Origin of the sequence: Erysipelothrix piscisicarius, from assembly GCF_003931795.1 — a bacterium.
Classification (GTDB): domain Bacteria; phylum Bacillota_I; class Bacilli_A; order Erysipelotrichales; family Erysipelotrichaceae; genus Erysipelothrix; species Erysipelothrix piscisicarius.
In genome coordinates this window covers 1,056,473-1,079,710 of sequence record NZ_CP034234.1, presented here as the reverse complement: position 1 = coordinate 1,079,710, position 23,238 = coordinate 1,056,473, and the positions used below count along the sequence as shown (strand labels likewise).

General features: G+C 36.2%; 26 protein-coding genes, 1 pseudogene, 1 riboswitch and 1 other annotated feature. Of the genes and pseudogenes, 5 read left to right on the top strand and 22 right to left on the bottom strand.

Translation table 11 applies throughout. The features are described 5' to 3' along the window. Window positions 1–115: 115 nt before the first annotated feature. From plsY to EEI45_RS05460, 4 genes are all read left to right on the top strand, one after another. On the top strand, window positions 116–718 hold the full coding sequence (gene plsY, locus EEI45_RS05470; RefSeq protein ID WP_125164447.1) for a glycerol-3-phosphate 1-O-acyltransferase PlsY: 603 nt from the start codon (window positions 116–118) through the stop codon (window positions 716–718). A 4-nt stretch (window positions 719–722) separates the two neighbouring features. Further along, window positions 723–851 (top strand): hypothetical protein, encoded by a 129-nt coding sequence (locus tag EEI45_RS09925; RefSeq protein ID WP_267128099.1) that lies wholly within the window; start codon window positions 723–725, stop codon window positions 849–851. Beyond that, entirely contained in the window at window positions 817–1,533 is a 717-nt protein-coding gene (locus EEI45_RS05465) for an ABC transporter ATP-binding protein (protein ID WP_125164446.1), read from the top strand. The genes EEI45_RS09925 and EEI45_RS05465 overlap by 35 nt, the downstream gene beginning before the upstream one ends. Window positions 1,534–1,629: 96 nt before the next feature. Then, window positions 1,630–2,943: a hypothetical protein gene (locus EEI45_RS05460; protein ID WP_228410231.1), complete on the top strand. Its 1,314-nt coding sequence runs from the start codon at window positions 1,630–1,632 to the stop codon at window positions 2,941–2,943. A gap of 349 nt (window positions 2,944–3,292) precedes the next feature. Here the strand turns inward: EEI45_RS05460 and EEI45_RS05455 are convergent. From EEI45_RS05455 to EEI45_RS05425, 7 genes and pseudogenes are all read right to left on the bottom strand, one after another. Further along, a pseudogene (locus tag EEI45_RS05455) lies at window positions 3,293–4,440 on the bottom strand (IS3 family transposase). A gap of 246 nt (window positions 4,441–4,686) precedes the next feature. Further along, window positions 4,687–4,893, bottom strand: a complete 207-nt coding sequence (locus EEI45_RS05450; protein ID WP_228410230.1) for a hypothetical protein — start codon at window positions 4,891–4,893, stop codon at window positions 4,687–4,689. A 138-nt stretch (window positions 4,894–5,031) separates the two neighbouring features. Beyond that, entirely contained in the window at window positions 5,032–5,754 is a 723-nt protein-coding gene (locus EEI45_RS05445) for a YebC/PmpR family DNA-binding transcriptional regulator (RefSeq protein WP_125164445.1), read from the bottom strand. An 18-nt stretch (window positions 5,755–5,772) separates the two neighbouring features. After that, the gene (gene pheT, locus EEI45_RS05440) at window positions 5,773–8,148 is read right to left on the bottom strand and encodes a phenylalanine--tRNA ligase subunit beta (protein ID WP_125164444.1); all 2,376 of its coding nucleotides are present in this window, start codon (window positions 8,146–8,148) and stop codon (window positions 5,773–5,775) included. 9 nt (window positions 8,149–8,157) lie between these two features. Continuing rightward, a complete protein-coding gene (pheS, locus tag EEI45_RS05435) occupies window positions 8,158–9,189 on the bottom strand; it encodes a phenylalanine--tRNA ligase subunit alpha (protein WP_125164443.1) in 1,032 nt (343 codons plus the stop codon). Window positions 9,190–9,224: 35 nt separating this feature from the next. After that, window positions 9,225–9,420: a binding site (T-box leader), on the bottom strand. Window positions 9,421–9,459: 39 nt separating this feature from the next. Next, complete coding sequence (locus tag EEI45_RS05430; protein ID WP_125164442.1) at window positions 9,460–10,257, bottom strand: metal ABC transporter permease; 798 nt, start codon at window positions 10,255–10,257, stop codon at window positions 9,460–9,462. After that, window positions 10,250–10,927: a metal ABC transporter ATP-binding protein gene (locus EEI45_RS05425; RefSeq protein WP_125164441.1), complete on the bottom strand. Its 678-nt coding sequence runs from the start codon at window positions 10,925–10,927 to the stop codon at window positions 10,250–10,252. Before EEI45_RS05425 ends, EEI45_RS05430 begins: the two co-directional genes overlap by 8 nt. 198 nt (window positions 10,928–11,125) lie before the next feature. Here EEI45_RS05425 and EEI45_RS05420 point away from each other — a divergent pair, with 198 nt between their 5' ends. Continuing rightward, the gene (locus tag EEI45_RS05420) at window positions 11,126–12,475 is read left to right on the top strand and encodes an FAD-dependent oxidoreductase (protein WP_125164440.1); all 1,350 of its coding nucleotides are present in this window, start codon (window positions 11,126–11,128) and stop codon (window positions 12,473–12,475) included. Between the two features lie 36 nt (window positions 12,476–12,511). Here the strand turns inward: EEI45_RS05420 and EEI45_RS05415 are convergent, their stop codons facing one another. The 15 genes from EEI45_RS05415 to EEI45_RS05345 all read right to left on the bottom strand — a co-directional run bounded on the left by EEI45_RS05415 (window position 12,512) and on the right by EEI45_RS05345 (window position 23,129). Further along, window positions 12,512–13,729, bottom strand: a complete 1,218-nt coding sequence (locus tag EEI45_RS05415) for a DUF5011 domain-containing protein (protein ID WP_228410229.1) — start codon at window positions 13,727–13,729, stop codon at window positions 12,512–12,514. A gap of 67 nt (window positions 13,730–13,796) precedes the next feature. Further along, window positions 13,797–14,480: a zinc metallopeptidase gene (locus EEI45_RS05410; protein WP_125164439.1), complete on the bottom strand. Its 684-nt coding sequence runs from the start codon at window positions 14,478–14,480 to the stop codon at window positions 13,797–13,799. A gap of 52 nt (window positions 14,481–14,532) precedes the next feature. Further along, window positions 14,533–14,817 (bottom strand): HU family DNA-binding protein, encoded by a 285-nt coding sequence (locus tag EEI45_RS05405; protein ID WP_125164438.1) that lies wholly within the window; start codon window positions 14,815–14,817, stop codon window positions 14,533–14,535. Window positions 14,818–14,872: 55 nt separating this feature from the next. Beyond that, on the bottom strand, window positions 14,873–15,871 hold the full coding sequence (locus EEI45_RS05400; RefSeq protein WP_125164437.1) for an NAD(P)H-dependent glycerol-3-phosphate dehydrogenase: 999 nt from the start codon (window positions 15,869–15,871) through the stop codon (window positions 14,873–14,875). Continuing rightward, the gene (gene der / locus EEI45_RS05395; protein ID WP_125164436.1) at window positions 15,871–17,181 is read right to left on the bottom strand and encodes a ribosome biogenesis GTPase Der; all 1,311 of its coding nucleotides are present in this window, start codon (window positions 17,179–17,181) and stop codon (window positions 15,871–15,873) included. Before der ends, EEI45_RS05400 begins: the two co-directional genes overlap by 1 nt. Beyond that, window positions 17,174–17,836: a (d)CMP kinase gene (gene cmk / locus EEI45_RS05390; protein ID WP_125164435.1), complete on the bottom strand. Its 663-nt coding sequence runs from the start codon at window positions 17,834–17,836 to the stop codon at window positions 17,174–17,176. Before cmk ends, der begins: the two co-directional genes overlap by 8 nt. Before the next feature lie 10 nt (window positions 17,837–17,846). After that, the gene (locus EEI45_RS05385; protein WP_125164434.1) at window positions 17,847–18,824 is read right to left on the bottom strand and encodes a hypothetical protein; all 978 of its coding nucleotides are present in this window, start codon (window positions 18,822–18,824) and stop codon (window positions 17,847–17,849) included. Between the two features lie 35 nt (window positions 18,825–18,859). Then, complete coding sequence (locus EEI45_RS05380; protein ID WP_125164433.1) at window positions 18,860–19,387, bottom strand: ECF transporter S component; 528 nt, start codon at window positions 19,385–19,387, stop codon at window positions 18,860–18,862. Between the two features lie 45 nt (window positions 19,388–19,432). Continuing rightward, window positions 19,433–19,547: riboswitch (FMN riboswitch) on the bottom strand. Between the two features lie 108 nt (window positions 19,548–19,655). Continuing rightward, window positions 19,656–20,213 carry an elongation factor P gene (gene efp, locus EEI45_RS05375; protein ID WP_125164432.1) on the bottom strand — a complete coding sequence of 186 codons (558 nt, stop codon included), beginning with the start codon at window positions 20,211–20,213 and terminating at the stop codon, window positions 19,656–19,658. 2 nt (window positions 20,214–20,215) lie between these two features. After that, the gene (locus EEI45_RS05370) at window positions 20,216–20,542 is read right to left on the bottom strand and encodes a hypothetical protein (RefSeq protein ID WP_125164431.1); all 327 of its coding nucleotides are present in this window, start codon (window positions 20,540–20,542) and stop codon (window positions 20,216–20,218) included. Next, window positions 20,532–20,903 (bottom strand): hypothetical protein, encoded by a 372-nt coding sequence (locus EEI45_RS05365; protein ID WP_125164430.1) that lies wholly within the window; start codon window positions 20,901–20,903, stop codon window positions 20,532–20,534. The genes EEI45_RS05370 and EEI45_RS05365 overlap by 11 nt, the downstream gene beginning before the upstream one ends. Window positions 20,904–20,977: 74 nt before the next feature. Next, a complete protein-coding gene (locus EEI45_RS05360) occupies window positions 20,978–21,160 on the bottom strand; it encodes a competence protein ComGD (RefSeq protein WP_228410228.1) in 183 nt (60 codons plus the stop codon). 85 nt (window positions 21,161–21,245) lie between these two features. Continuing rightward, window positions 21,246–21,533: a competence type IV pilus major pilin ComGC gene (gene comGC, locus EEI45_RS05355; RefSeq protein WP_125164428.1), complete on the bottom strand. Its 288-nt coding sequence runs from the start codon at window positions 21,531–21,533 to the stop codon at window positions 21,246–21,248. Next, entirely contained in the window at window positions 21,530–22,510 is a 981-nt protein-coding gene (locus EEI45_RS05350; protein ID WP_125164427.1) for a hypothetical protein, read from the bottom strand. Before EEI45_RS05350 ends, comGC begins: the two co-directional genes overlap by 4 nt. Next, window positions 22,434–23,129, bottom strand: coding sequence for an ATPase, T2SS/T4P/T4SS family (locus EEI45_RS05345; RefSeq protein ID WP_267128164.1), 696 nt, complete (start codon window positions 23,127–23,129; stop codon window positions 22,434–22,436). Before EEI45_RS05345 ends, EEI45_RS05350 begins: the two co-directional genes overlap by 77 nt. Window positions 23,130–23,238 lie beyond the last annotated feature (109 nt).

Here is a 23,238-nt window from a genome sequence, read left to right as displayed (position 1 = left end):
TCAACGTGTATTATATCATGACATAATAATTATTTGAGTATTAAAAGTTCAACCAGCATGAAAAGTTCTTTTAACTTTGCCATTGAACATGGTAAAATGATTTTGAGGTGAATTTATGGAAATATTATTAGCAAGTGTGCTTGGATATCTTTTAGGATCCATTCCAAATGCATTAGTTATTGGAAAACTTTTTTTTAATACCGATATCCGTGAACACGGTTCTGGAAATCTTGGGGGAACAAATGCTGGGCGAACTTTGGGCGCGAAAGCTGGCGTTGCCGTTGCGGTCTTAGATGTTTTAAAAGCAACCATCGCAATGGTTATCACCAATTTCTTATTCCCAGATGCAACGATTTACGCTGGATTTTTCGCAACATTGGGTCATTGTTTTCCAATATTCGCTAAGTTTAAAGGTGGAAAAGCCGTTTCAACCGCTATGGGATTTTTATTGGGGATTTCAATTCTTGTGACAAAAAGACCTGTACTGCATTTTATCGTACCTGTACTCATCTTCTTTGCAGTACTGTACTTATCTAAAATGGTTTCACTATCCGCTATGATTTCAATTATTACTGCAGTTGTTATTCTTGGTATTTCACAAGATAACATTCAAGTAACCTTTGCGTTCGCAATTATCGCAATAATTGTTATTTACCGTCATCGTTCGAATATTCAAAGAATTAAAGACGGAACCGAACGAAAAATTACATGGATGTAGAGGGATGATTCCCTCTATTTTTATCCACTTTGGTGAAGATATTGAAAATAGTGAAAATAGTGATATAATTAATACATCTTATGATCAAGGAGAAGATTATGATAAATATAAAGAACGTCACAAAGACCTATAATGGGTCCCATAAAGCTGTTGATGATGTATCTATTCAGATTAATTCTGGAGAAATTGTTGGATTTATTGGACCAAACGGCGCCGGCAAAACAACGACAATTAAAATGCTTACAGGCATTTTGGCACCGGACTCGGGTTCGATTACACTCAACGATTTAAACATCCGCGAACAACCGATTGAAGCAAAACAACAGTTTGGATATGTTTCTGATGATCCCAATGCTTTTTTAAAACTGAAAGGGATTGAATATCTCAATTTTATTGCCGACATTTACAACATCAATGAAACAGATCGCCAACAACGAATCCAAAACTATACTCACCTATTGGGGATGGAACAGGCGTTGAATGATAAACTTCTATCCTACTCACATGGAATGCGAAAAAAAATTATGGTGATTGGCGTTCTTCTACACAATCCTTACTTACTCATCCTGGATGAACCCCTAACCGGACTTGATCCACAATCTTCTTATATTTTAAAAGAAGCCATGCGTGAACATGCTCAACACGGTGGCGCGGTATTTTTTTCAACCCATGTTCTTGAAGTTGCGGAAAAATTATGCGATAAAGTCGTTATCATCAATCACGGTAAGATTGTCTATACAGGTACCCTTGAGTCACTGAAATCTAACTACAATCAACTTTCACTTGAAGAAATCTTCTTGGAGCTTACAAAATGAGTCTAATTCTCACACTAACAAAAATAATGTTGAAGACAACGACTTATGATTTTACGCAGCAACTCTCAACCAAAAAGAAAAAAAAATTCAAAATATATGTTTCTCTTATTTGGCTTTCTTTTCATTTATCTCGGTGGAATTGTATTCTTTCTTTGGAATGCACTTATTAAATCTGCAGTTTCGTTAGGACAGCCTGGAATAGCAATCCATACATTATTTGCGAGTGCTAGTATTTATATCTTAATTATGGGCATTCTCATCGTTCCAGGGATATTTTATTTTTCAAAAGATATTGAGCGCTATTTAGTGCTACCCGTTCGTGCTGCCGATATTCTTTTTTCAAAATTTATTGCGAGTTTGATCACGACGTATCTCAGCGCTGCAGTTATTTTTATTCCTTTCGCAATTGCGTATATGGTAAATGTTAAACCAGATTTCTTATTTATAATCCGATTTATCGTGAGTTCACTGATGATTCCGATAATTCCATTTACACTATCGTTGATCTTTATGATTCTCGTCTTGACCTTTATTCCATTTTTCAAAAATAAAGACGTTTATACCTATGTCTCAACGTTGCTCGGTATTGTATTGGGGCTTGGTATGGCCTTTCTTGGTCAAACATCCGGAACCGGCGGTGCCGACTTCTTATCAAAAATCATGACCAGTATTGCATCGGGTGATAACGCCTTACTTAAAGTCATGAATGGCATTTTCCCTACAATACCACTGCTCTCACAAGGTGTTGTTTATGCAGATTATGAAAAGTTGTTTCTTGGAATCTTAATTTCAATACTCAGTCCTTTCCTCTGTGTTACGCTTGTGCAAAAACTATATTTTAAAGGCGTTATTGGAATTGATGAAGCAAGTTCGAAAAAGACAGCACTCACAACTAAAGCGTTTAATAAATCAACAAAGAAACGTTCTGCACTCAGTGCCATCATGAGATACGACATTCGAAATATTCTTCGAACCCCAACATTCACAACAAACTATTTCGCAGGTTTGATTATTATACCGGTATCATTTGTGATTCCATTTGTAATTGGGGTCTCCAAGTCCCCAGTATCCTTGTCGGAAATAAATCAGACCGTTCAAGAAATCATGACATTACAATTTTACACTCAACCCTTGTCGGTTAAATTTGCGCTCGTTTTTATTATTGGTCTTGTAATATCTTATTTCATGGCGAATGTTGGAATGATTACCGCGACTTCAATATCGCGTGAAGGGCGTACCCTACAACAGTTTCAAGCAATGCCTCTCGATTTTATGACCTTGGTCCATGCAAAGATTCTGATCGGATCTCTGATAACGGTTATTCCAACATGGATTATTGGAATCCTGCTCGCGATTTTCTTGAATCTTAATTTTGGGTATATCATTCTTTTGTCCTTAGTGCATTTTTAGGGTCAATCCTTTCAAACACGAGTGCAATCGTCTTAGACGTTTTCTCACCAAAATTAGTATGGGACAATGAAACCCAAGCCATTAAACAAAACTTTCTCGCTTTAATCCCACTTTTCTCTTCGTTTTTGATTATTGGAGGATTTGTTTACGCAGCGATGAATTTTAACCCGATTCATGTTATTTATACATTTGGAATTCTACTCATTTTACTCAGTTTTATCCTGTATCAGGTCATTAAAAAACTCTTTAAAACGAGACTTCCACAAATTATTGAAACACTTTAACACAAAAAAACCTTAAGATTGAAATGGAACTGACCTAGTTCCTTGGGACTAAAGAAAAAACCAAGTTAGGATGAAGTTAACCGATAATTTACGGGAGATTGATATCCTAGCTTTTCTTGTATTCGATTTTCATTGTAATATTTTAAATAGTTTATCACAGTTTGTGATACAATTTCAGTAGAACCCTTTAGTTCTGGGTTTAATTCGAATGTTTCACACTTTAGCGAGGCATGAAACGATTCGATAGGAGCATTATCAGCGGGTGTACCCTTACGGGACATACTCATGGTAATGCTTTTATTTTTTACTTTGAGTTGATACTCTTTTGATGTATAGACACTCCCTTGATCAGAATGAAGAATACATGGCTGAACGATATCCGGAAGTTGATTTAATGTATCAACCACACATTCTAGGTTTTGTCTGTCACACAATGTAGACGCAATAATCTCACCATTATATAAATCCATGATCGTAGATAAATAGAGCATCTTATGGCCATAAGGGATGTAAGTGATATCTGTCACCAATTTCTCTAGAGGACGTAGTGATTTAAAGTCGCGATTAATGATATTGGGCATAATGATCTTCGGATTTTGTTTTCGATACCGTTTGACCTTAACACGGCATTGACATTGGTGTTTCTGCATTATCTTTGAACAGTGTTCTTATTGATAATTCTTTCTTTCGAATTAATGCAGTTATTTTCGATATCCATAACGAAATTTATTTTCTTTACAAAGTTCAATTACTAATGCTTCATTGACAGAATAATTATTAGACTCTAGTTGCTCTTTTTTAGTCCAACGGTAATACGTTGACTTAGGTACCCCAAAAAGATTCAAGATATCTTTAAGAGATACAGTGTTGCGATACTCTTCAACGAGCTTGATGATTATTTCAGGAACCACATCCTTTCTCTTTCCAAATACTTTTTTAATAGTTCAATTTGTTGCTCCAAAGATTTAATTCTAAGTCTTTGTGTTTCTTCGACCGTGTCTCCTTCAGGCCCTTTTCCAAAAGTATATTGCTTGCCTACAGGTTGAGAAAATCGATAGTGTTCACCATTTCGATACCATCTCCACCATGTTTTGACTTGTGTTACATTTTTTATTCCAAGTTCAGTCTGAATAAACCTGCTTGAGTAGCCTGCCAATTTCATTTCTATAACTTTCATCTTTGTCTCATAGCTATGTATAGTTCGTGTTCCCATATAAAAACCTCCTATATTGAACTATTTTACAATAATTCTCATACAAGAGGTTTTTTTCTTTAGTCCCACGGAACTAGGTCAGTTCCAATCTTCATTTGATATCTTAAGGTTTTTTTTATCCATTTAACACGTTAAATTATTTATTAAAAATGTCTTTCGCTTTATCGGTTAAGTCTTCAGCGGTTTCTTTAGCCTTTTCCGATAAATCTTCAGCGACTTGCTTACCTTTTGTTACAGCATCGGCGGTCATATCACGACCCTTTCCAATACATCTTCGGCAGTTTCTTTCGCTTTTTCTCCAAATTCATTCATCTTTTCAGATGCTTCTTTTGTGACCGACTCAGTTTTTTCACCAAGATCTTCGGCGGTTTCTTTGGCTTTGACACCCAAATCATCAGCAGAGCTCTTTGCTTTTGCTGCAAGTTCTTTTGCTTTGTCTAATAAATTTCCCATATTTTAAAGCCTCCCTTTTGTATATGTTGATTATATCGTACATAGTACAGACCAATCAAAGCTTTTGACTTAATCCATACATTCTTCATCAAAGGTTCACAAAAAAACCTCTAGTAATAATTCTAGAGGTTTACAATCTTAATCTTCAAACTTAACGTTGTGATAGACTTCTTGAATATCTTCAACTTCATCAAACATCGCTTGAATTTTTTTAAAGTTATCGGCATCTTCACCTTCGACGGTTACATATTCATTCGGTAAATAAGTAATCTCAAGGACATCAAATTGAATTTCGCCCAATTTGCTTTCAAGTGCTTCTTTCGCTTTATGTAAGCTTGTCGTATCAACAGTAACTGTCATATGACCCTCTTCTTGTTCAATATCGATCAATTCAACATCGTTTTCAAGAAGAATTTCCATGATTGCTTCTTCATCATTGGATTCAAATGATAATAAACCAACGTGTTCATAACCATGAACAACCGAACCATTCACACCAATTTTCCCTTTAGATTTTGTAAAGCAATTTCGAACTTCACTGTATGTTCGGTTATCGTTGTCTGTCAAACATTCAACAATAAATGACGATGCACCGGGTCCAAATCCTTCATAACGTACCGCATGGTAGTTCTCTTCAGAACCCCCTTTAGCTTTTTCAACCGCACGTTTAATGACATCCGCAGGAACTTGTTTTGTTCTTGCTTCATCGATAATACGCTTTAAACCCACATTCATCTCAGGATCAGGAATACCAGCCTTAGCCGCCATATAAATCTCTTTTCCATATCGTGAATATACCTTCGTTTTAGCTGCCGCTGTCTTTTGCATCGACGCCTTACGAACTTCAAATGCTCTACCCATATTTTTTACCTCCTAATGTTATCGCACTTCAACGTTGAAACGTTTTTTCAATTCTTCAACTACTGCTTCCATTATATCATTAATTTCCTCGACCTCTAAGGTACGGTCTTGCCCAAAAGACAACTGGAATGCAATAGATTTTTTATCCCCTAGTTTTTCAGATGTAAACACATCAAAGACGTTTAAGTCTACCAAATATTTTCGTGATACTTTTTCAATCGATTGGATTAAATCACTTACCGATAGATTGTTATCGCAAAGAATTGCGAGATCTCGAGTCATGATTGGATATTTTGCGACCGAAGTTGCTTTGATGGCCCCTGCTTTTTGACCTAAAAGAGAATCCAAATCAATTTCTAAATAAATAGGATCTTTCAAATCATGTTCTTTCGCATAGGTCGGATGAAGCTGTCCAATGACCCCCAGGTGCTTACGGTCAAATAGAATTTCTGCACTCTTGAATGGATGGAATTTTGTATCATCAAAACCGCTTTGTTTGAATTGGAAGCGTTTTTCACTAAATCCTAATTTATCAAATAATTCCATCGCCATTCCCTTAAGTGTGAAGAAGTCTAAAGGAATTTCTGTTTTAGTCCAATTCTTATTAAAGAGCGAACCTTGACCAATAATTCCTAAACGATTTGATTTAACACCTTCGGCATAAACTGAAGACTGTTCAAAAAAGAGAACATCGGAAATTTTGTGAGCATTATTATACGCCAAGACTTCCACCATCGATGGTAATAAATGCGTTCTTAAGAAAGCTCGTTTATCGCTGATAGGATTGGCTAGACGAATTGGAGTACCCAATGACTCAGAGCCAACTGTTTTCGCTTCATCTACAAGTGTATAGGATAGAATTTGGTCTGCACCAAAGCCTAATAATACATCTTCAATCATGCGTGTCTTAAGTTGTTGATTATTTAAATTACCCAGTGTTAAATCCATAAGCGGTAATGTCTCATCCATGACATCATAACCAACGATTCGGATGACTTCTTCAATGAGATCCTCTTCAATCGAAATATCTTTACGATATGAAGGAATTGTACATGTAATCATTCCCTCAACGTGACGCGGTTTAAAATTGAGACGTTCAAATACATCCATAATGACAGCTTCTTCTAAAGAAGTTCCAAGATATTGATTGATACGATCAACCGTGATTGAAACCTCGACAGGAGTGCTATCAAGCGCGCCCCACTGAACAGTTTCTTCAATATTTGTTGCATCTGCATACTCGATTAAAAGTTGAACTGCACGATCCATCGCCTGTTTGGATGCATTATTATCCATTGGCTTTGTGTAACGTGTAGATGACTCGCTGCTTAACCCTAAACGTGTTGCTGTTTTACGAACAGACACATGATTAAAACGTGCGACCTCAATTACGAGTCCCTTAGAATTCGGTTGAATCATCGAATTACCAAGACCCATAATCCCTGCAATCCCCACTGGAACCTCACCATTCATAATAACAAGATCATTTTTTTCGAGTTTATACATTTGACCATCAAGCGCTTCTACTGTACCTTCAAAATCATCATGAACTGACAAGTTTTGATGACTTAGGAAGTCAATATCGTAAAAATGCATTGGATGACCGGTTTCAAGCATGACAAGATTTGATATATCGACAACATTATTAATTGGTTTAATTCCAGAACCAATCAAGGCTTCACGAATCCAACTTGGTGATGTCCCAATTGTCACATTACCAATTACTTTACCTAAAAAAAGTGGTGACTTTTCAGTATATGATTGAATTTGAAGCTTGGTCTCACTACCGATGTTCGCTACACCTTCAAATTGCGGTAATGTCAGTTTACGACCAAACAGCGCACTCACTTCATGCGCAATTGAGATTATTGACATAAAATCAGAACGATTCGGCGTTTGAGAAATATCAAGAATTTCATCATCTAATCCTAATGCAACGGCAGGATTACTTCCCGGCTCTGCTTTTGGTAAAACGACAATCCCCGTTTTTTGTTCTTCAGTTTGGAATTTTTCAGCTACACCAAGTTCATTGAGAGAGCAAATCATTCCATTTGATTCTACACCACGTACTTTTGATGCTTTAATATTAAAATCTCCCGGTAACACTGCACCGACTTGAGCAACACAGACATTTAAGCCGGTTTTAATATTTGATGCGCCACAAACAATTTGTTCTACGCGATCACCTAAGTCTACCTGACATACATTTAAGTGGTCACTGTCTTCATGTGGAACACATTCTAATACATGACCAACGGTTAAATTGGTACCATGAATGAGCGGTTCAATACCTTCTACTTCTAAACCTGCGTTTGTGAGGGTATCCGCAAGTGTTAATGTGTCGATATCAGCAATATCCACATATCTATTTAATAATTTTCTACTAACTAACATTCTAACCTCCTACTCAAACCGCTTAAATTGATCAATGAATCGTTTATCATTTGTATAAAATGATCGAATATCATCAATTCCGTATTTAAGCATTGCAATGCGTTCGACACCAATTCCAAAGGCAAATCCTGAAAGCGTTGGGTCATCATAACCCGCTGCACGCAAGACGTTTGGGTGAACCATACCACCACCCAGAATTTCAATCCAGCCAGTATCCTTACAAATGTTGCAGCCCTTGCCACCACAAAGATGACATGTTACATCAATCTCAACACTAGGCTCGGTAAATTGGAAATAGCTTGGTCTAAAGCGAATTTCTCGACTCTCTCCAAACATCCTCTTCGCAAAAAGGTTTAAAGTCCCTTTTAAATCCGATAACGTAATGCCATGACCCAGTACTAAACCTTCCATCTGTACAAATTGATGCGAGTGTGTCGCATCATCATCATCACGACGGTAAACTTTTCCAGGACAAATAACTTTAACTGGAACCGAAGGCGCATATTCTTCTAATGCACGCATTTGGATTGCCGTTGTATGGGTTCTAAGTAAAGTATGTTCATCAATAAAAAATGTATCTTGCATCTCACGAGCAGGATGATCTTGCGGAATATTGGCACGTTCAAAGTTGTATAAATCAAGTTCAACTTCATCCCCTTCCACGACTTTATATCCCATTTCTCTAAAGAAATCTTCCATTTCGCGACGCATTAGAATTAATGGATTTTGACTTCCTTGTTTAAACTGCGTTCCAGGTAGCGTCACATCAATCGCATCACGAGCCATATCTTGCTCTAATTTTATTGCTTCTAAGTCTGCTTGTTTTTCTTTAAGTGCTGACTCAATGCTCTGTTTCGCTTCATTAACACGTTTACCAAATAAAGGTTTCTCTTCATTGGATAAATCTTTCATTTGGCCCATAACTTTTGTTAGAAGACCTTTCTTACTTAGATATTCAATACGAACATCATTTAAATGCTCAAGTGATTGAGCAGATTTGATTGCTTCAAGCCCTTGATTCATAATTTCTTTTAAGTCCATCTAAATCCTCCTTAAACATAAAAAAAAACCGCACGTCCAGGAACGTCAAGCGCGGTACCATCCTGATTTATACAAAATAATGTATACATCTCTTCGTTTTTAACGCAAACGACACGTAAGTGATTAGCTTCTCTCCAAGATGAATTCGCAGGATATCAATCAATAGTTCCATCAACCCTATTGTTTCTATAAAAGATATGTCCTGTTACTTATTCTCTTCAATGATTTTTATTTTCTATATTATAACTAAAAGCGAAGGTAAATTCAAGATTACCCTCGCTTTAATACAGTTTTTATTAGAATGAGTAAAACTAATATTGCGACACCCAAAAGCACAATGGTGCCACCGGGTGCAAGATTAAGACTGTACGAGAGTGCTAATCCTGCCCAAACGAATGATAATGAAAATCCAATTGCATAAAGCATTGTTGATCGATAACTTTTTGATACTTGCATTGCACATGCTGTGGGAATTACCATGAGCGATGAAACAATGAGCGCACCGACAATGCGTGATGCAACCGATACGGTGATTGCAGTCAAGATGGTAAAGATTAACGAGATGCGATTTGTATCAATACCCGATAACATCGCTGATTTCTCATCGAATGCAAGGTAGAAAAACTCTCGATAATATCGAATCGATACAATAATAACGATAAGACTCAATAAAATTGCCAACCAATTGTCGCTCCCACCAATCGCTACGATACTGCCAAATAGAAAACTGTTAAAATTCGCTGGGTTTTTAACAAACCCCAATAAAACGCCCGATAAACCGATTCCAAACGACATAATAATTGCGATGGCTAATTCTTGATATTTTCCAAATCGTTTTTGTATAAATTCAATGCTTAATGCAGCCACCAAACTTAGAGCAATCGCACCAACAATTGGATTAAATCCTAAAATCAGACCAATTGTAATGCCACTTAAAGAAGCATGCGAAAGTGCGTCTCCAATCATTGACATGCGTTTAAAAACAACAACGACGCCAATCAAAGGAATAATAATGGCTAATAAACCACCGACAAGAAAAGCGGTTCGCATAAATTCATATTTAAACATGTGCAGTCACCTTTTGAACTGTACGATCTTTCACTTCAAAAATACGATTAATCTTCTGAACATCATGATCGAGCTTATGTGTTACCATAATTACTGTCATTTTATGTTCTTGGTTAAGAATTTCAGGTAACTGATAAAGATTTTGTATCGCATCTTGGTCTAAACCATTGGTCGGTTCATCTAAAAACAGTACTTTCGGTTCTACAATTAATTCACGTGCGATTAAAACGCGTTGCAATTGCCCACCCGAAAGATTATTTATCATTTCATCAGCATATGCTTCCATACCCACACGTTTTAAAGCTTCAAGTGCACGTTTTTTACGGGATTTGGAATAAAAATTAAAAAAACTACCCTTGGAAATTCTAAGCATTACAATTTCCAACGCAGTTGCCGGAAAATCCGCAACTCCCAATAACCCACCTTGTGGGACATATCCAATGGAATCAAATTGACTAAATCGATCAATTGGCTCTCCAAGAAGTGTTACCGAACCTTCTTTTGCCCGCTCAAATCCCAATACAACCTTTAGAAGTGTCGATTTTCCAGAACCATTAGCGCCAATGAGCGCTACGAAATCTCCTTCATGAATCGCAAAGGACACAGACTCTAAAATATTATTTTTGGAATAAGAAAAACTCATATTCTCTACCGTAAGTATAGCTTGCATGTCCTCTCCTTTTATTTTATATTTTTATAATTATTTAATGTTAATGTGTACGTTTAAACCATTTGCAAATGGTTCGCAACAATTATTATATATTTGATTCGATTCTGTGTCAACAACAGTTATTCGTTTACGGTCATATCACTCAAATTTCATTTTAAACATTGGTATAATAAGCGTATACATTAAGGAGGATTATGTATGAAAGTTGTAGTTATTGGTTGTACACATGCAGGTACATCCGCAGTTAAAGCAATAATTAATGAAGACCCAACTGCTGAGGTTAAGGTTTTCGAACGTAATGATAATGTTTCATTTTTATCATGCGGTATTGCTTTATATATCGGTGGTGTTGTGAAAGACGCACAAAGCCTATTTTATTCAAGTCCTAAGGAACTCGCATCATTAGGTGCAGAAGTTCATATGGAACATAATGTTACAGATATCGATGTTGATGCAAAACGCGTTTCTGTTACAAATTTACTTACAAATGAAACTTTTGAAGAAACCTATGATAAATTAGTCTTAACAACAGGTTCTTGGCCAATTGTTCCGCCAATTCCAGGTATTGAATCTGAAAATATTATGTTGTGTAAAAACTATAATCAAGCTCAAGAAATCATCGCACGTAAAGATAAAGCTGAAAAAGTTGTTATTGTTGGTGGTGGTTATATTGGAATCGAGCTCGTTGAAGCATTTGGTGAATCAGGAAAGGATGTAACATTAGTTGATGGCCTCGATCGAATCCTTAATAAGTATTTAGATCCTGAGTTTACGGATGTTCTCGAAGCTGACTTAACAAACCGTGGCATCAAGCTTGCATTGGACCAAACTGTTCAAGAATTTAAAGCCGATGATAATGGAAATGTAAGTCAAGTTGTCACATCCGCAGGTAGTTTCGATGCAGACCTTGTAATTATGTGTGTTGGATTTAGACCAAGTACAGAATTAATTAAAGATAAGGTTGAAACACTACCAAATGGCGCGATCAAAGTTAACGAGTATATGCAAACAAGCCGTCCAGAAATTTATGCTGCGGGTGATAATGTCGCAGTTCACTACAATCCAACGGGCGATCACGCTTATATTCCACTTGCAACCAACGCTGTAAGAATGGGAACTCTTGTAGGAAAAAATATTGTTGAAAACAAAGTTAAGTATCGTGGAACACAAGGTACATCAGGTCTTTATCTCTTTGGCTATAATATTGGATCCACCGGTGTTACGGTGAATTCAGCGCCATTCTTTGGGTTAGATGTAGACTCTGTACTTGTTAAAGATAACTACCGCCCTGAGTTTATGCCAACAACAGAAGAAGTAATGATGAAACTTGTCTATGAAAAAGACACACATCGCATTGTTGGTGGTCAAGTCATATCAAAATATGATATTACTCAATCCGCAAACACACTTTCACTTGCAGTTCAAAATAAAATGACGATTGAAGATTTAGCATATGTTGATTTCTTCTTCCAACCTCATTTTGACCGTCCTTGGAATTACTTAAATATCCTTGCACAAGCTGCTGTAGAAAAAGAAGCAAAAAAATAATTAAATATATCGTATTGATGAACTCCATATATTTCATCAATACGATTTTTTTATGTACCGCTTTCTACGCAAAAATGCATCTTGAATCACACGTTTCAGTTCAATTTGATTCCAAAGTTTTAATCGAGCTCTAGAAAAACTATTTTCACTCATATACCTAGAATAAGTCGGAATCTTCTCCAAGATAACTTTACGGCATGAACGCGCACTCCGTTTCCACGAGTCTGTAATTACATAACATGTTTGATAAACTCCAGGAATCCTCTCATTAACATTATTAGATGAAATGTTAATACGATTGGAAGTATTCAATTGTCTATGATCAAATGCAGTTACCTTTTCAAATGCATCATAAGTTTGATACTGTTTGATTTTTAAAGGTTGTGCATCAAGTTTAGGCAGTTTTTGACGAATTTTCAGCTTCATCCTCCCTCCAGTATAATTTACATACGTACTTGGAATATGCACTGTGACTTCATTGCCCTCTACCAATCGTTGGCGTCCGTCAAAACACCCAGATTGTTTCGCACGAACCTTGAAATACGAAACGAGATCTTTGTATCGAGACACGTCCATTATGTTATGAAATGTTGCCCCTTTCCGGTAAAATGCAGTATTTCCATCTGCACTGGAACACGTTTGACCATACTCCACAACCCTTCCCTCATAAGATGGAGATGGTGTTGCGGTTGCTATAAGTGTGTGATAATACACCGTAAGGCCGCCTTGCTTGAAAACAGAATCCACGACATATTCCAGTCCTTCATGGTAATGCGACAATGAACGCATACTCGTCAAATATGAAGGCACTTCCACTCGATGTTCCGTATCTTTATGATGAATTACAAGTGTTAGATCGTAATCGCCTTCCTGGAGCTCTTGAAGCGGTATCGACCCCTTAAATCCAACATTTTGATAAATATGATTACACGATTGGGTTCGCTTTTGATTATCACGACATTGCTTATTGCCTCGATAAGACATGATACTCGTTAAATCCACTGAATCCAACTCAAGAGGTAAAACCTTATGGGTAGGACCTTTTATATTTAAACTGAACGAATGGGTCGTAGAACCGTAATAATTAATGTAGCTTCTCATAAAAGCCCATCCACTTAAAGAGAGTTCGCCTTTATCAAAGCTAACTTCGAGAAGTTCACTTGGAACCCGTTGGCGATCATCGATGTATTCACATGATACCGCTGTCGTAAAGAACATCATGAATAAGCAAAAAAATATAAAATTGATATGCATCTAAATCCCCCCTCTTTAAATAAGCTATAGGGAATTAGGTGCATAAAAAAAAGACACACTTGGTGTCTTAATCGTTTCTTCGATTATAAATCGCAATATAACGTAGAATACTCAATAGTGTTCCAACCAATGCTGCAACATAGGTCAACGCTGCAGCCGTTAACATCTTCTTAGAACCTTGAAGTTCCCCTGAGTCAAGTACAGACTCTTGTTCTAATATTTTGACGGCTCGTAAGGACGCATCAAACTCAACAGGAAGTGTTACGAGTTGGAAAACTGCAATAACACATAATAAGATAATTCCAATTTTTAAAAATTGTGGACTTCCAAATAAACCAATCATAATTGGAATCATACTAAATTTACTTGCGACGATTGCAAACGGTAAAACTTTATTACGTAAAGCAATAAAACCATAATTTTCAGCGTGTTGAATTGCATGACCACATTCATGAGCAGCAACTGAAACCGAAGCAATGCTTGTCTCGTGATAAACTTTAGGTGAAAGTGCAACAAGTTTGTTGGTTGGATCGTAATGATCACTCAATTCACCACCATTTGATTCAACTACTTGAACATCATCAATATTTTTTAACTCCAAAATACGACGTGCAACTTGTGCACCCGTCAGATGCTCAAATGTATCAACTTGGCTGTATTTGCTGTAGGCAGACTGGACATAAATCTGTGCAGCAAAAGATATTATAGCGGCAAGGATTACAAATCCATAGCCGACACCCATTAAACCCATACTAACCTCCACTATAGAAAAAGGAGACGAGCTCCTTTTTTAAAATCATTAATTATTTAACTGCGTCTTTAAGAGCTTTCGCAGGTTTGAATCCAACACTGTGTGATGCGGCAATGCGGATTTTTTCTTTTGTTTGAGGATTAAAACCATCACGCTCTGCACGATGACGAACCTCAAATTTTCCAAAACCAGCTAAATCGACTGTTCCCTTGTTTTCGAGAATTTCTTTTACCTCGTCTAGGAATGTTTCGATTAATTCATTTGCTTGTTTTTTACTAATGTCTAATTTGCCAGCGATTGACTCGCTTAATAATTTCTTGTTGTATGTTTCACTCATATTGAAACCTCCATTTCATAATCAAATAATAGCATTATAACTGCTGTCTGACAAGTTAAATACGCTCAGGTTTCAAATCTCTCACCATTAATTCACTTATGGCTTCAGAAGGGCGTTTTTCTTCGTAAATAATTTTATAAATTTGTTCAGTTATTGGCATCTCAATGCCTTCTTCCACTGCAATTTCATAAACTACCTTTGCAGCAAAAACGCCTTCAACAGTTTTTGTGTTATGATCTAAAAATCCATCAGCTGAATTCTTTTGACCAATTTCCATACCCGCTTGGTAATTGCGCGAATGTACCGATGTCGCAGTTACGACGAGATCACCGACACCACAAAGTCCAAGATAGGTTTCCGGCTGTCCACCCATGTGAACACCAAATCGTTGCATTTCTGTCAAACCACGTGTAATTAATGCTGCACGTGCATTATCACCTGCGTCTAACCCCGCAGCCATTCCACTTGCAAGTGCAATTACATTTTTGATAGCAACTCCATATTGAGATCCAATCACATCATCATTGGTGTAAACTCTAAAATATTCATTAGAGAAAAGTAATTGAATTTGTTCCGCAAGTTCCATATCATCCGACACGGCATTAATTGTTGTAATTTTACGTAATACAACTTCTTCCGCATGAGAAGGACCAATGAGACTAACAACACCTGTGAGTTTATCGGAATCGATAACACGCTTAATAACGTGATCAAGCAACTCATGCGTTGTAGGATGGAGTCCTTTCGCGACATTAATAATGATGACAGGATGATCTAAATGAGCATTAAGCTCGATGCATACCTCTTCGACGGCTCCAGTTGGCACCGCAAGCAGTATGATTTGAGAGTCTAAAATATCCTCGAAATGTTGTGTAGCATCTAATCGTTCGTTAAGCTTTATCCCTGGGAAGAATTCCTCATTTAAATGATATAAATGAACATCAACAACCTGGTCCAACTTACGTCCCCACATCATAACTTCATGGCCATTATCCGCTAAGACTTGCCCCAAAGCAGTTCCCCAACTACCAGAACCTACAATTCCGATTTTCATTAAGCTCCCCTCTTTCTAATAAGTATTCGAATCGGTGTCCCTGTGAAATCAAAAGCATTTCTTAGAGCATTTTCCAAGTATCGCTTATAAGAGAAGTGACACAACTCAGGATCATTCACAAAAATTACAAAAGTTGGTGGCACCGTACTTACTTGTGATGCATAAAATACTTTTAAACGCTTTCCATTGTGTGATGGCGGTGGCGTAAGCATTACAGCATCATGAATAACTTCATTAATAACACTGGTGCTAATACGTTTGATGCTATTTGCGTGAACATCTTCGATTAAGGGAATCAATGTATGAACACGTTTACGTGTTAATGCGGATACAAATACAATTGGAGCATAGGATAAGTACATAAACTCACTACAAATGATTTTTTTAACATCTTCCATTGCCGTTTCTTCTTTATCTACGACATCCCATTTATTGTAAACGATAATAATTGGTTTTCCTGCTTCATGCGCAAAACCAACTACGTGTTTATCTTGAGCACGAATACCGACTTCACCGTCAATTAAAAATAGAACAACGTCGCTTCGATCAATCGCGCTCATTGCACGAAGAACGGAATATTTTTCAACGTCTTCATATATTTTTCCACGCTTTCGAATCCCAGCAGTATCAATGATTACGTAATCACGGTCATTCATTCTAAAAGGCGTATCGATTGCATCACGTGTGGTACCTTCAATATTGGAAACAATAACACGATCTTGGTTTAATATTGCATTGACCAATGAACTTTTCCCTACATTAGGACGACCAATTGCACAGAAACTAAGTTCATCTTCATACATTGTGATACCATCTTGTGGTAATTTTTTGATGACTTCATCAAGGAGATCCCCTAAACCAATACCATGTTCACAAGAAACCGCAAACGGTTCATCATAACCAAGTGCATAAAATTCATATATATCTGAAACAAATTGAACATCATCAACCTTATTTGCAGCAATAATAACTGGTTTATTGGTTTGTCTTAAAAGACGTGCAATAAACTCATCATCCGTAGTCAAACCATCTTTGGCACTCACTACAAAAATAATCATATCTGCTTCATCAATTACAATATCAACTTGCATCTTTATTTCTTCTTGAAACGGTTGACCTTCCATCTGAATTCCACCCGTATCAATAAATCTTAAATCTTTTGTTAACCATGTGGTCTTTCCATAAAGACGATCACGCGTAACCCCTGCTTCATCATGAACAATAGAAATTCTCTCGCCCATAATTCGATTAAACAGAGATGATTTCCCTACATTAGGACGGCCAACGATTGCTACTACTCCATCAATCATTCAAATTCCTACTCTCTATAATATTTATTATTTGTGATACAACATCTTCAATTGACATTGATGTTGTATTTATTTCAATGGCATCTTCAACCTTAATGAGTGGTGATTCTTGACGATTCATATCGCGCGCATCACGTTCAAGCAAATCTGCATGAACTGCTTCATAGGTCGTTTCAATTCCATTTTTAACCAACTCATTAAAACGTCTACGCGCACGAACCCCTGCATCCGCTGTTTGAAAAATCTTCACTTCTGCATCTGGAAGAACAACCGATGTAATATCACGTCCATCCAATACAAATCCTTTTTTCGAAGCTATGTCGCGTTGAATGGATACCAATACATCTCGAACCGATTTATGCTTAGAAACCTGTGAAGCTGCTTTGGATACACGGTCATTTCGAATAAGAAGTGACACATCTTCTCCATTAACCAAAATCATATTTTCTTCTGGTAATTCAATAACTAAATCTTTAACGATATTAAAGCAAGCTTTTTCATCATTCAAATCAATATCTTGATTTAAACAAATTAGTGCTACTGCACGATACATTGCTCCCGTATCAATATGGACAAATCCTAATTTTTTTGCTAATTGCTCAGCGATGGTACTTTTACCCGATGCACTCGGTCCATCAATTGCTATATTAAACACAAAAACATTCCTACTTCCTAAATTGCGCTACAATCAATAACAATACAACAATAATCGCAAGAATGAGTAATGATAAAACAACGTTTAACATTCTATTCGTTCGTACCATCGTTTCATTCATTTGATCAATATTTTGTTCTTGATCAATAATCTTATGTTGTAATGTTTGTGTTTGAGCGAGTAATTCACTGCGGAATTTATCCGAGTCAAAATCACTGTCTGAATAATCTTCCATCGCCTCTAATTGCGCTTGCATTTCAAATATTGAATCGTCTTCCTCAGACAAAATATTGTCAAATTCATCAGAATCTAATTCAAACTCGACATCAGATAATGCTTCTTGGTTGTTAATATCTACTACAGTTTCTTCATCATCAACCATTTCTTGAACTGCCATCGCAATTGTCTTTTCAAGCTCATCCTCTGCTTCATACGCATCAACTGAATTATGTTCTACAGATTTGAATACTATTGTCTCATCAAGATTGGGTAATTCATCAAGATTCACATCTTCTTCCGTTTCATCCTCAATAAAATCATCTGCATCCATCGTTGACAGTTCAGGATCAATCGCATGTAAGACCGTTGTCATTTCATCGTCATTAAATGGCTTCGCAATTTCTGACGATTTATTTAACTCGCTTAAAATATTTGCATCGGTATTCTCAAGATCACGATAACCTTTGCGAACATTATACTCTTTTACTTCATCCAAAAAATCTTTGAGATATGCACTCTCAAACGTATCAAATTGAGGTTCTACTTTCGGTTCTTCATCAATCGAATGTTCTTCTTGAACCTCTTCAATTTGGCGTGCATGTGTTGGCTCACGATCTTCCCTTGCAACGACATCCATTTTATCAAATTGATTATCAATTTGATTCAATCGATTCGCAAAATGTGAGAGATCTGAATTTTCAATATTACTTTCAGAGTCCAATGCAATTTGCTCATGTAAGTCTTGATATTTATTCACTCGAGATTTCATAATATCCAATCACTCCTTGAGGTAATTATATCACATTAATGTCCTGTGATTCTATGTAAATGGGGACGTAAAACGCTAAAGAAAACGATTAAGAGCGTCCCTTTTGCTAAATTAAATGGTAAAAACACCGCAAAGAGCAAGTTCCACGCGCCTTCTTGGCTCATTCCATATAATGGGAATGTTATAAAATAATTAATAAGATTCATTAAAAGTGCACTCGCACATACTGTAAAAACATATAATCCACTACGTTTGGTTTTTGTAGTAGGTTTATAGCATGCAATGGGTAACATGATTAAGACTGCATAACTAAAATTCGCAATCTCTCCAACCGGTCCTGCATTTTTTGATAAAAAGAACATATGCAATATATTCTTTAAAAAAGCAATCATAAGTCCTGGACCTGTGCCGAGAAGGTAACCACCGATAATAACCGGTAAATCACTTAAATCTGCTTGTAACGGTGATCCCGGAAGTACATAAAATTCAAACATGTAGAGAATCACGGATACTGTTGTCAGCATTGCTATACTAACCATTGTGCGAGTATTATATTTTTTCATATTAGCCTCCTTGTAAAAAAATATTAATACTCAAGGCGAACATGAAAAAAACTTCTTCCATCCAGACTTTAACTGTCGCCACTTGAATTTCACAAGTTCAACCAATTGGTTCGCGGGGTTTACCGCCGATCGGGAATTTCACCCTGCCCTGAAGTATACACGTTTATTATAAGTAAAGTTGTACCTAATGTCCAATAATTGTACTGATAAATAAAAAGCAAATTCACGATTTAACAATGAATTTGCTTGTGGTTATTTGATAATAGATTTACGCACGACCTGAATATTTACCATCTGTAGTATTTACAAGTACAATCTCACCTTCGCTGATAAATAACGGAACGCGGATTTCTAAACCTGTTTCAACAACAGCGTTTTTTTGAGCATTCGTTGCTGTATCACCTTTAACAGCTGGCTCAGCTTGAGTAACTTTTAAAGCAATTTTTTCTGGTAAATTAACACCAAGTACTTCAGACTCATAGAAAACAACAGTAATATCTTGATTTTCTTTCATAAAGTTCATTTCCCATTCAAGACGGGATTTTGAAATTTCGAGTTGCTCGTATGTTTCACCATCCATGAAAACAAGTTCTTCGCCAGCATCATATAGATATTGCATTACACGTTTATCAATATGTGCTTGCTCAACTTTATCGCCACCGATCATTGTTAGTTCCGTAACAGAACCTGAACGCATGTTACGAACTTTAGCTTTGATAATCATTTGTCGTTGCGCTGTTTTATTATGCGATGTATCCAACACTTGGTGTAAGTTGTCTTCATAGATAATTGACATCCCAGCTCTTAAATCATTTGATTGAATCATAATTAATCCTCCATTTTAGTTAAGTTAAAACTTCCATCATCAATTATATCATAAGAAAACCGATATGACCTAATACCATTTATAGAAACATAAACTTTTTGATCTTTTTTTTGTGCAAAAACTTCAAAGTTAACATCTTCGTACATGAAATCCTCATCCTCAAAACAAAAATGGTCAATCACCAGTCGTTCCAATTCGATCCTTTGTTGTATATTATTAATGGTCTGCTTCATTCGATAATGCTTTACATAGAGTGTTGATGCTTTAATAATTGAAAAACATAAAATAACAAAAACGACATTGGCGCAACCGACAAAATTACCATCCATAAAACTCGTATTCTTTCGCTTCAAACGTATAAGTCACCCTACTTCCTCCACATGAAAAGTCTGTAACATTATGCAAGAGAATCTCATAACCTGGTTTTTTAATAATATATTTCCCATTAAAACTGATTTCATTAACTAAATTGTTTCTTTCAAAGTATATCCGATTGGCTTCACATTTTACGCGTCGACTCCGAATTAAAAGCTGTTGCAGCTGAAGTTCAAAAACAGTATTCTGTTTAATTCTCGGTGCCTCAACCAAAAGCATGTAACTCCGTTCAAGAGTCTGATTTAAAACAAGCATTAACAAAGGTGTAATTGCTAAACACAAGAGATACTCAATTAACGAATAAGCTCTATGCATAAAACAGACACAATAAATAAGTCATCAAACTTAAAATAAATAAACAATACATCACCTCTATATAAGTAAAGCAGTTAATCACAGCGATACCGTCCAAAACCAAGTTGAATGACACAACGGTACTCGTCAATTTGAATTGTCCCTCCTTTATTGATGTTTCCATTCGCATTAAACCAATGATTATCATGAATTGGAACCACTTCGAGATCTTCCATTGCACTTAATTGATACTCAAGCAAATTGGGTTCGTGCTTCATCTCAATTTGAAACGAAAGAAATACTGGAATCGATGCACTCACAACAAATACCATAAGAAGAAATTCACACAGGCTAAAACGTATATTATACAGCTTGACCATTTTCAATGTGGATGCCCTCACCGTTGAAACATTTAGATTGATTTGCTCTTAAATAACCTGCATTAATCAGTTGATCTATTGTTGTTGGTAATTCATCATAATTTATTTTATATTGCATAATTGCTGCATCTACGATTTTCTTCTGAGCATCACACCCTTTCCGATTTACCATCGTGATCGTCTTTTGAATGTTTGGTAGTGTCAACATAAAGATAATTGCGACAATCGTCATCACAAGTACCATTTCAATTAGCGTAAATCCTTGCTTCATAATCCCTCCATAAGTTTAAGTGGAATCATAACTAGTTCATAGTAGATAACCACAATCATAATTATGTTTATCGAGACGAACATCCTATATGTTCGAATGACTTTTGTAAGATTGTGCAATATAAGAATATCTGTAAGATTTAAACATGTGACGAAAACCGATTCTAAATTATTAAATAGAAATCCCTCACGCATATTGCTTTTAATTAAACTATGGAGCGAAGCGTGTGATAACGCATCTGAAATGTCTTGACCCTGTTCCAAAAGACGTTCAATTTCAAATGCAATTGAACCAGATAGTGTTTTAGAAAGTGAAGTTCGAAGACACTTAAGCGTTAAACGTGTTGTTTTAGTTTCAGGATAAATCATCGAGAAGAATAAACAAAATTGTTCCGATAGATACAAAACAAGCAAATTATCTTTCCAAATTCCATTGATCACCGCACCAATCATCATTCGTATTTTTTTATGACTACAAACACTTAGTGCTAAAATAAAGAGTATTAGAAACAACATTTGTAAATACAAAAGAATTCGACTCAATATTTGAGAAACATTTGAATAAATCTGATTATTTGAAAATACTTCAAGTTCTTTGGCGACAGCGGGATACAATAGATTCCGGTAAAATACAAACATAAATAAAACGACTGCGTGAAGAAAAATCCAATATCCGAGCGATTGACATAATAATTTGAAACGATAAGCTTTTCGTGTTTTAAGTTCATCGTATAACTTTAGAAGTGTAATTCCAGATACTTGAGGATAAAGTGCATAGAGATTGATTGGAAGGATTCGATGAAGGTATGCATCGAAAGATTGATCTTTTATGTTTAGGTAAAATTTAATTTCTTGAAAAGAAAGACCAACGACAAGAAGCCTTAAAACTGATTTATCCGTTTCAGAGATCGACAACAGGTTCGTTTTTACATGTTTGATTAAGGTAGTCATAAATTTGAAGTTTATCTGAAAATTCATGTTTAAAAATAGCCCCTCCTTTTGTATTTTTCAGATAATGGTATAAAATACCGTTTAATCCTGTTTCAATTTCATAGCGCGTTGCGCCAAGATCAAAGAGACGATCGATTGTATGAAAAGAACTTCTCGCATGAATCGTAGCACATACACGATGCCCCATATTCACAGCTCGAATACATAGACTTAAATCCTGTCGTGTACGTATTTCACCAAACACAATGATGTCAGCATCCATCCTTAAAAGTTGGTTCAAAATATCTTCTTGAGTAAGTCGTGATTTAATGGGCTCGAGTTGGATAATATGGCTATAGAAATGCTCAATTGGACTCTCAACACTGTAAATGGATGCTGTCGTAATTTCCTTAAGAACATTGAACATGGTTGTAGACTTACCTGACCCGGTTACACCCGAAAATAGAATTAAACCGGAGTTTACTTCAAAAGATTTTAAAAGTGATTTTACAATTCGCTTATTCGATATACATTCGTAGGCAGAATGAATCAATACAATATTCAAAATCCGAACAACACCATTTTTTCTTTCAAACGTTTCAATTGCAGCAAATCTAAAATAATACTTTCGATCAAAAATCATACTAAACGTCCCCGTTTGTGGAATGTCTGTTAAACTTAAATCAAAACGCGATATATATTTTAAGTGTTCATAGAGTTTGCTCGATCATGGATTACTCTAATCGTTTTTTTATGGCGTCTCATGCGAATCACTT

Excerpts from the sequence above, each read along its gene's own strand:
- EEI45_RS05450 (WP_228410230.1), bottom strand. The coding sequence starts at position 4,893 with ATGGGAAATTTATTAGACAAAGCAAAAGAACTTGCAGCAAAAGCAAAG.
- der (WP_125164436.1), bottom strand. The coding sequence starts at position 17,181 with ATGATTGATGGAGTAGTAGCAATCGTTGGCCGTCCTAATGTAGGGAAA.
- pheS (WP_125164443.1), bottom strand. The coding sequence starts at position 9,189 with ATGGACTTAAAAGAAATTATGAATCAAGGGCTTGAAGCAATCAAATCT.
- EEI45_RS05360 (WP_228410228.1), bottom strand. The coding sequence starts at position 21,160 with ATGAAGCACGAACCCAATTTGCTTGAGTATCAATTAAGTGCAATGGAA.
- EEI45_RS05460 (WP_228410231.1), top strand. The coding sequence starts at position 1,630 with ATGTTTCTCTTATTTGGCTTTCTTTTCATTTATCTCGGTGGAATTGTA.
- plsY (WP_125164447.1), top strand. The coding sequence starts at position 116 with ATGGAAATATTATTAGCAAGTGTGCTTGGATATCTTTTAGGATCCATT.
- EEI45_RS05380 (WP_125164433.1), bottom strand. The coding sequence starts at position 19,387 with ATGAAAAAATATAATACTCGCACAATGGTTAGTATAGCAATGCTGACA.
- EEI45_RS05405 (WP_125164438.1), bottom strand. The coding sequence starts at position 14,817 with ATGAGTGAAACATACAACAAGAAATTATTAAGCGAGTCAATCGCTGGC.
- EEI45_RS05350 (WP_125164427.1), bottom strand. The coding sequence starts at position 22,510 with ATGAATTTTCAGATAAACTTCAAATTTATGACTACCTTAATCAAACAT.
- comGC (WP_125164428.1), bottom strand. The coding sequence starts at position 21,533 with ATGAAGCAAGGATTTACGCTAATTGAAATGGTACTTGTGATGACGATT.
- EEI45_RS05425 (WP_125164441.1), bottom strand. The coding sequence starts at position 10,927 with ATGCAAGCTATACTTACGGTAGAGAATATGAGTTTTTCTTATTCCAAA.
- EEI45_RS09925 (WP_267128099.1), top strand. The coding sequence starts at position 723 with ATGATTCCCTCTATTTTTATCCACTTTGGTGAAGATATTGAAAATAGT.
- EEI45_RS05445 (WP_125164445.1), bottom strand. The coding sequence starts at position 5,754 with ATGGGTAGAGCATTTGAAGTTCGTAAGGCGTCGATGCAAAAGACAGCG.
- EEI45_RS05415 (WP_228410229.1), bottom strand. The coding sequence starts at position 13,729 with ATGCATATCAATTTTATATTTTTTTGCTTATTCATGATGTTCTTTACG.
- EEI45_RS05410 (WP_125164439.1), bottom strand. The coding sequence starts at position 14,480 with ATGGGTTTAATGGGTGTCGGCTATGGATTTGTAATCCTTGCCGCTATA.
- EEI45_RS05420 (WP_125164440.1), top strand. The coding sequence starts at position 11,126 with ATGAAAGTTGTAGTTATTGGTTGTACACATGCAGGTACATCCGCAGTT.
- EEI45_RS05400 (WP_125164437.1), bottom strand. The coding sequence starts at position 15,871 with ATGAAAATCGGAATTGTAGGTTCTGGTAGTTGGGGAACTGCTTTGGGG.
- EEI45_RS05370 (WP_125164431.1), bottom strand. The coding sequence starts at position 20,542 with ATGGATGGTAATTTTGTCGGTTGCGCCAATGTCGTTTTTGTTATTTTA.
- pheT (WP_125164444.1), bottom strand. The coding sequence starts at position 8,148 with ATGTTAGTTAGTAGAAAATTATTAAATAGATATGTGGATATTGCTGAT.
- EEI45_RS05385 (WP_125164434.1), bottom strand. The coding sequence starts at position 18,824 with ATGAAATCTCGAGTGAATAAATATCAAGACTTACATGAGCAAATTGCA.
- EEI45_RS05430 (WP_125164442.1), bottom strand. The coding sequence starts at position 10,257 with ATGTTTAAATATGAATTTATGCGAACCGCTTTTCTTGTCGGTGGTTTA.
- EEI45_RS05465 (WP_125164446.1), top strand. The coding sequence starts at position 817 with ATGATAAATATAAAGAACGTCACAAAGACCTATAATGGGTCCCATAAA.
- EEI45_RS05365 (WP_125164430.1), bottom strand. The coding sequence starts at position 20,903 with ATGCATAGAGCTTATTCGTTAATTGAGTATCTCTTGTGTTTAGCAATT.
- efp (WP_125164432.1), bottom strand. The coding sequence starts at position 20,213 with ATGATTCAATCAAATGATTTAAGAGCTGGGATGTCAATTATCTATGAA.